This is a genomic window from Zarconia navalis LEGE 11467, assembly GCF_015207075.1.
Lineage (GTDB): Bacteria > Cyanobacteriota > Cyanobacteriia > Cyanobacteriales > Geitlerinemataceae > Zarconia > Zarconia navalis.
Genome location: NZ_JADEXN010000224.1, coordinates 1 through 7,929 on the forward strand (window position 1 = coordinate 1; position 7,929 = coordinate 7,929).

General features: G+C 50.4%; 5 protein-coding genes and 1 pseudogene. All 6 read right to left on the reverse strand.

Annotated elements, in window-relative coordinates; translation table 11 throughout:
* Nucleotides 1–497, reverse strand: a pseudogene (locus IQ235_RS12740) (two-component sensor histidine kinase); the annotation flags it as partial.
* Nucleotides 498–945: 448 nt separating this feature from the next.
* Nucleotides 946–1,335 carry a hypothetical protein gene (locus tag IQ235_RS12745; RefSeq protein ID WP_264321833.1) on the reverse strand — a complete coding sequence of 130 codons (390 nt, stop codon included), beginning with the start codon at nt 1,333–1,335 and terminating at the stop codon, nt 946–948.
* Nucleotides 1,332–2,348 (reverse strand): protein translocase subunit SecF, encoded by a 1,017-nt coding sequence (gene secF / locus IQ235_RS12750; protein ID WP_264321834.1) that lies wholly within the window; start codon nt 2,346–2,348, stop codon nt 1,332–1,334. Before secF ends, IQ235_RS12745 begins: the two co-directional genes overlap by 4 nt.
* A gap of 75 nt (nt 2,349–2,423) precedes the next feature.
* Entirely contained in the window at nt 2,424–3,827 is a 1,404-nt protein-coding gene (gene secD / locus IQ235_RS12755) for a protein translocase subunit SecD (protein ID WP_264321835.1), read from the reverse strand.
* Nucleotides 3,828–3,978: 151 nt separating this feature from the next.
* Nucleotides 3,979–4,962, reverse strand: a complete 984-nt coding sequence (locus tag IQ235_RS12760; RefSeq protein ID WP_264321836.1) for an alpha-ketoacid dehydrogenase subunit beta — start codon at nt 4,960–4,962, stop codon at nt 3,979–3,981.
* A 478-nt stretch (nt 4,963–5,440) separates the two neighbouring features.
* On the reverse strand, nt 5,441–7,417 hold the full coding sequence (locus tag IQ235_RS12765) for a response regulator (protein WP_264321837.1): 1,977 nt from the start codon (nt 7,415–7,417) through the stop codon (nt 5,441–5,443).
* Nucleotides 7,418–7,929 lie beyond the last annotated feature (512 nt).

A 7,929-nucleotide genomic window follows, 5' to 3' on the forward strand; every position in this document is an offset into this window, starting at 1 on the left:
AAGCTGAGCTTACTGTCGGATTCGAGTTCTTGGGTATCGGACAGGGCAGTTTTGACGTAGACGAGATCTTCATCAAGATCTTCTAGGCGAGCTTTCACCGGCCAAAAAGTGTCTGGAACGGTCAGTGGTAAAGGAGTATCACAGGTACTCGCTTCGATACGATCGGTTTGTAAGTCTTTGAGTTCGATGCAGCGAACGTTTCTAGGGAGACGAGCTGCAAGCCGATCTAAAAAAATCCGTATTTCTTCTAGGGAACCCGATTGAATCGAGGATGCTTGGCTTGCGGTGAGCAAATTAGCTCCAATCGCAGAGATCGAGGCGGTAATGCTCGCGCCTTTTCTGACGGCACTTTCGGTTAGGTTTTGGCGAGCGGTTTCCAACAGACCCGAGCGAGCTTTTCGATAACTCAACACCCCAATGAGTAAAACGGGTAAGCTCAGCAAGACTAGCCGCAATAACAAGAAGCGGCGAAAGGAAATTTCACTGGGTATGCCCATACAAGTTTCTTTAAGCTTGGATGTTTTGTTTCTCGATCGCCTCGTTCTCGATCTGCGACAACAACGGCTAAGTTGCCTGTGCGAGTGCGTTTCCCGAATCAAAACTGACCCCTATTATCATCTTGACATACTCCAGTGGTTATAGCCGCAGCCACTTTCATTAGGGCATTGCTGGTTTGAGAATGACTTCCCAATCATCGAAATGCTTTTTGCTTATGTCCTCACCGGGCTTACTACCACTCGAAGAGGGTCGATGCAATTGGGTTAAATGACTCGATCGACTCGATATTGGGTGCAGCGAGTCGATCGGTATGGGAAATCAAGTGTTTCAGCCTTTATAGCATTTTTCACGAAGATAGAGGTGGGCCCGTGGGTGATGAGTGCAGTCCTAGGGCTGACTGTTCGGGGTCAACGATGCCAGACAACGGCGACAAGCTGTAACGAAGACTTATTGACGAACAACCCACTTCCAAAGGGGGTGACTCGGACCTGTTTCTCGAATTCGGCGAACTTGGCGGGCGAGGCTAAGTTGTTCGGATTTCGGTAACCCCCACAGAATATTCCGACTTTGCCAGATGAGTACCGATAATGTCATTCCGGTACAAAAAAATAGACCGAATCCGGAGATCGGGTGAGCGCGCAGAGCGTACCACACGGCAACCCAAGTAAAATGCTCGAGCCACAGGGCAATTTCGCGGCGCAATGCCCAAAGGCTCCAAAGCCCCAGACTCATCCACAACACGCTAACGATCGCCCAGCGAGCGTACACCGTCAATCGATGCAATCGCTCGATTTCTGGGGAGGCAGAATCAAGGACATCCACTCGCGCTTTTTTCATTCATCTCGATCGAGTTGTGCTTCTATGATGCGATCGTCGGGGATGGGAGAATCTGCCGTTGCCGAGACCGGGGATTCCTGACGTTCCCGCCACCAAGCTAAAGCGGAACTGGCAATAAAGATACTCGAATAAGCCCCGAGGATAAAGCCGATAATCAGGGCAAGGGCAAAGTATTTGAGAGTTTCGCCCCCAAAGATGAAAATGCCCACCAATGGAAGTAAAGTCGTGGCGGTGGTGTTAATCGATCGCATTAACGTTTGATTGACGGCGGTGTCGACGACTTCGTTGATACCAATGGGTTTTGAGTCGTTCGCCTCATCAAGAGTACTGAGTTTGAGGATTTCTCGAATTCGATCGTAAATGACCACGGTATCGTTAACGGAGAAGCCAATAATCGTCAGTAGAGCGACGATAAAGAGGCTATCAACTTCCCAGCCGAGGGTGAGTCCGAAAATGGAGAACATCCCCACGGTGATAAAGACATCGTGGAATAGAGCAATAATCGCGCAAATGGCGTAATCGAGCTGGAAGCGGACGCTCAAATAGATAATGATACCCGCTGAGGCGAAAATCAGTGCCATCAAGCCCGAAGCGAGTAATTCTCGTCCGATAGTGGGGCCAACAGTATCGATTTGCGTACTTTGGGGATCGAACTGACCGATGCGTTCTTCGAGATCGCTTAGTAGTTGGGTGCGATCGTCTACATCCAAATCGAGGGTGCGAATGGAAAGACCGCGTCCGGCGGCCCCCACCACCTGAATTCCGCGATTATCTAGCCCGCGATCGCTCATAATCTCCCGAACGGTATCGAGTTCGATGGGACTTTCGCAATTACCCGCAATCGAGCAGTCGAGTTCGAGTTGCAGCCGGGTTCCCCCAACAAAATCCAAGCTCGGAGCGACGGGTGCGCCGAGGGTGGTTAACGAGATCGCCATGGCGATCGCCCCAATTGCCGCTAAAATTCCGGAAATCGACCACCAGAGCGGTCTTTGTTTAATAATGTTGAGTTTCAATAACACCACCTCTTATGAAATTCAAGATAAAAAATTCGCGCGGTCGCTTTGGCATTTTGCGATCGAAATCGAGCATTACGATTGTGAAGACCCCGGCAAGTCGGGGCAGAAAAGTTCTGGCTTTTTCAACTGAGAGACTTGTAAAGCCAAGAAAAGGAGGGTTCGCGAGCAGGCGATCGCCGTAAACATACTCACCCCCACCCCGATCGCCAAAGTCAGGGCAAAGCCTTTGACTAAACCCGCTCCCAGCCAAAACAGAGCCAAACAAGCAATCAGCGTCGTGACGTTACTGTCGAGAATGCTCGAAAAAGCGCGGTAGAAACCCGATTCCACCGAACGGTACAAAGTCTTACCCGCTCGTAGTTCTTCGCGAGTTCGCTCGAAAATCAAGACGTTGGCGTCCACCGCCATGCCGATACTGAGGATAAATCCAGCAATTCCGGGCAATGTGAGGGTCACTTGCAGAATAGCGTAGGCAGCCAGGGTGAACAAAGCGTAGATGATGAGCGAAATGTCGGCGATCGCCCCAGGCAGTCGATAATAGGCAACCATAAAGCCGAGCACCAAAATCAATCCCCCAGCGGCTGCCAGAACGCTGCGGCGAATGCTGTCTTGCCCCAATGTCGCGCCTACCGTGCGGTTTTCGACAATTTTTACCGGAACCGGCAGCGATCCCCCTCGCAATTGAACGGCGAGGTCGTTGGCTTCATCGATAGTAAATCGCCCGTTAATCACTGCTTGACCGCCCGTAATCCCCGTTTCGGCAAATTCCACACTCACCACCGGAGAACTAATCAGTTTGCCATCGAGGAATATACCCAGGCTGCGACCGGTTCCAGCCAGATTTTTGGTCAACTCGGCAAACTTTTCTCCCCCTTCCCCATCGAATTCTAAAGACACGCTCCAATTATCCGAACCGGCGGCGGAGTTGCGCGCATCGGCAAATTTGAGATTTTTTCCCGTCAGAAGAGGTGGGGCGAAAAGTGCGGCAATTGCCTCGTTGCTGGTTTCTAAAGATTCTTGCTTTTGAGCCAGAGCCGCGTCGTCCCCACCCGCTTTTAAAACCTCGAACTCCAACTGTAATTCCCGGCGAGCCAGTAACTCTGCTTGCAATTGTTCGTCCGTTCCAGCTTGCTGTTCGCGAAATTCAAGCTGTGCCGTCCCACCCAAAACTCGTTCGGCTTGTTCGGGATCGCTGACCCCCGGTAGCTGTACGAGAATTTTGTCGTCGGAGAGAGTTTGTACCAGCGGTTCGGAAACACCGAGGGCATCAACCCGATTTCTCACCACGCTGAGAACGCCACTGATGACTTCCTCGGGGGTTAAATCTTCGATCTCGTCGGTGGATTCTACTTGAATGGTCAACTGGGCACCCCCTTGAAGATCTAACCCCAAGCGCAAGGGAACTAGGGTCAATACGGTTACTGCACCCACGAGGAGGACGATGATGAGAACGAGTAGAGATTGCTGTCTTCGCATAAATAAAGGGGAAATGCTCAACTATCAATTATCGACCCTAGAGTGAGTTTCGGAATCGATAATTCACGGTTTTTGACAATCTCACACTTAGAAGTCCGCGATCTTCTGGGTTGGTGCGGGTCGCACCGATTCAATGGAAAACTGCTTCAAGTCAGACTTGTAAGGTCATCATTTTACCAACCGCTTCGATAATCTGTTCCGGTTGGACGATCGTTAGGTTTTCGAGCTTACCGTTGTAGGGGGTGGGAATATCTTGAGACGAAAGGCGCAGAACCGGGGCATCGAGTTCGTCGAACAGGCTGTCGTTAATCGAGGCGATCAATTCTGCGGCAATCCCGCCGGTTCTCATGCACTCTTCAACGATAATCACCCGATGGGTTTTGCGAATGGATTCCCCGATGGTTTCCATATCGAAGGGTTTGAGGGAAATTAAGTCGATGACTTCAGGATCGAATCCCTGTTTTTCTAGGGTTTCGACGGCTTTGGTGACGTGATGTCGCATCCGCGAGTAGGTCACGATCGTGACATCTTTTCCAGAACGGACGATTTCGGCTTTATCGAGGGGAACGACGTAGTCTTCGCTGGGAAGATTTTCTTTGAGATTGTAGAGAAGGACGTGCTCGAAGAACAGCACGGGGTTGTCATCTCGGATGGCGGCTTTGAGTAAGCCTTTGGCGTTGTACGGAGTGGAACAGGCGACGATTTTCAGACCGGGAACGGCGTGAAAGTAGGCTTCTAGACGCTGGGAGTGTTCGGCACCGAGCTGTCGTCCAACACCACCGGGACCGCGAATCACCATGGGAATTTTGAAGTTTCCGCCGGAGGTATAGCGCAGCATCCCGGCATTATTGGCAATCTGGTTGAATGCCAACAGCAAAAACCCCATATTCATCCCTTCAATAATCGGTCGCAGCCCAGTCATGGCCGCTCCCACGGCCATTCCGGTAAAGCTATTTTCGGCGATCGGCGTATCTAGAACTCTCAGTTCGCCATATTTATCGTAGAGACCTTTGGTGACTTTGTAGGAGCCACCGTAGTGACCGACGTCTTCTCCCAATACAAATACAGCGGGGTCGCGAGACATTTCTTCATCAGTTGCTTCGCGCAGGGCATTGAATAATAAGGTTTCTGCCATATCAATGGTGTATAGAAGTTCGCTCTGGTCAGATTGTCATCTTGACATTTCCCGGACTGGAAGTCACGAAAATTTTGGGTTCGATCGCGCTTGGGAATTCAAACCATTAATGATGGTATCAAAAAACTGACTCGAAGCGCGGCTTGGAGAGTGGTGTTGTGGGATGCTTAGCCGATCGTGCCGCGTGACAGCAACGGTCTAAAAATTAGGGATAGCTGTGTTCCCTTGGGGAAGGCACGGCGGACGGTATATCCCTTGCTTGCCGCACGCTTCCGTCGAAGCGCAAAATCTAAATGCACGCTTTTTGACACAAAAAAATCTGGAGCAAACCATTAGGGTTGGGAGCTGCTCCAGATTTATGTCGGATATCTACTACCTATGTCTCAACTTTTCAGCCTTATATTCAGTGTCTTCGCCCCGAGCGAGGTCTAGGTAAAGGAATGACAAAAATATTCGGCGCGTTGTGTAAAGATTCTCTTCATGCTGAAGTGGAGGGGGGAAATGAATCGATTTGGAGTTGTCGGTGGGTTGCGGTTGCCCATTGCCGCCGCAGTTGAGAGCGTTCGATGCGATTGAGAACGCGAGCTACCAGTTCTGAAGCGATGATGGGTTTGGATACGCAGTCATCAGCACCGACGGAAAAAACGCGCTGTACGGTATCTGGATCGGTGCGGGTGCAAAGCATCAAAATCGGTAACTCGTGCCATCGCGGGTCGTTGCGCACGACTTGGCATAGCTCGATACCGCTAAATTCTGGAAGATCGAGATCGAGCAACAGTAAGTCGGGTTGGACGTCTTTAAGAGTTTCCCAAAATTCTTGAGACCCGTCGAGCAAGGTGAGGTTAAATCCCCACGGTTCGAGGATCGTCCGCAAGCCATCGAGGGTTTCGGGATCGTCATCGACAACGAGTAGTTTTGCCACTGGGAGATAAGAGCGATCGAGAACTTGGGCGATCGCGTCGAGGACGCGGGAGGGGGCAATGGGTTTGGCTAAAAAACCCCGACCGCCTAACCGAGCGACTTTGACGCGCTCCGCAAAGCCTTCGCGAGTTGTAAACACGACCACGGGAACGATGTGTTGGGTGTTTTGCAGTTCGTCAAGGAGCGCGAAACCGCTTTCGGTCGAGTCGGGAAAGCACAAATCCAGCAAAACGACATCAGGTTTGAGGTCACAAATCGAACGTCGCGCTCGATCGAGGTTTTCGGCGATTTCCACTTGCATTCCCCAGGCGCTCGCTTCAGCCGCAACGGCTTGGGCTAAAGCGACATCGTCTTCAACCACGAGCAGTCGAGAGCCTTTAACGATAGACGAACCCCAATTGAAGACGGTTTCGGATGCCGGATTTGAGGGTTGAGGTTCAAAATCATCGCGGAGATCGTCTTCGAGTTCTTGTTGTAAAGCGATCGTCAGTTCTGCTAGCCGCTGAATTTGTTCGGTATTGGGGTTGGAGAATTCTAGCCAAATTTGTTCGATTTCGCGGGATAGATTCGATGCTTCCTTGAATCCAAATATCCCTAATCCACCAGCGAGGGTATGAGCTTCTCGCAGGGCATTTTCGTGTAGGGTTGGACTGAGGGTATGAGTTTGAAGAGTATCGATCGCCTTTTGAATGACGGCGATGCGCTCGAGGTACTTGGGTTTGTGCTGCTGCCAGATAGAATTTAATTTCGTGCGCTCAGGTGGCGGTGGGTTGGTTGGAGATGGATTCAGTTCGGATGTCGAGGGATTTGTCGTCTCGGGTTTAGGGGCTGCAGGTTGTCGATTTTCGGCGCTTTTTTCCTCTTTCGCTTTGAGTCGATAGCCCAAACCGTAGATCGTTTCGATTTCGTCGGTGCGAGCACCTGCTTGCTTGAGTTTTTGTCGCAAGCCTTTCATCTGAGTCCGCACTGCGGTTTCGGAGGGGGGTTCTTCAAAAGACCAGAGTCGATCGAGCAGGGCACTTTTGCTGAAAATGCGCTGGGGATTGCGCAGAAATAACTCGAGCAATCCATACTCTTTGGCGGTAAGCTTCAGAGGTCGATCGTCGTACGTCACGAGGCAACTTCGAGGGTCGAGGCTAAAAGCACCCCACTCGATGGTTGGGGTTTGAGCGTCTTGAGTGCGACGCAACAGAGCGCGAATGCGAGCGAGGAGTTCTTGGAGGTCGAAAGGTTTGACGACATAATCATCGGCACCCGCATCTAGCCCGGTGACTTTGGTGGTGCTGGTATTTTGAGCCGTGACCAAGAGAATAGGGGTTCGATCGCCTTCTTGACGGCGTTGTTTGCAAAAATTGATGCCATCGAGTTTGGGAAGCATCAAATCTAACAAAATCAAGTCGTAGGTGAAAGATTCGGCTAACTCCCAGCCAACCTGACCGTCTGTTGCTAGATCGACTAAATAATGCTGAGCGATAAGAGCATCTCGCACCAGATTTGCCAAACTCTCATCATCCTCTACCAGCAAAATTTTCACTCGTGACTTCTCTCCAAAACTGCCGTTCAAAATTACCTAAAATCGAGCGGGTACTCTCAAGTTTTATCTTAAGTTTTTCAAGCTGAATTTCTCCAAGGCTGAATCTTGTATTACTCTGACGCAAAAGATACGCGCGACCCCTCGTTCATCCCTTTTGGAAAAACTTGAGATTCCGAACTCTACTTCACTCATGTGAGAACCGCTATATTTCTCCAAGATCCCGATCGTTGCCGATGTTGTTCGTCACTCGCTGGGATCGAAATGTCAAAGGAAGCCGATGAGGATCGAAAAATTGCCTCCAATTTCTCAAAATAATATCAATCGATGCATTCTAGCTAGGCTAGATTTAATTGTGCGACTTCGCGATCCGAAGACGAGCTTCCAAAGGTCTCTCGATCTCGCGAGCTTGTATTTCTCATCTCTATTCCCGATGGCAAAGGCAATGTTTTGTAACTCATTCGGCTTTCAAAGCCCTGATGCTCGCTCGATTCTAAATTTTAAATCAACTATAC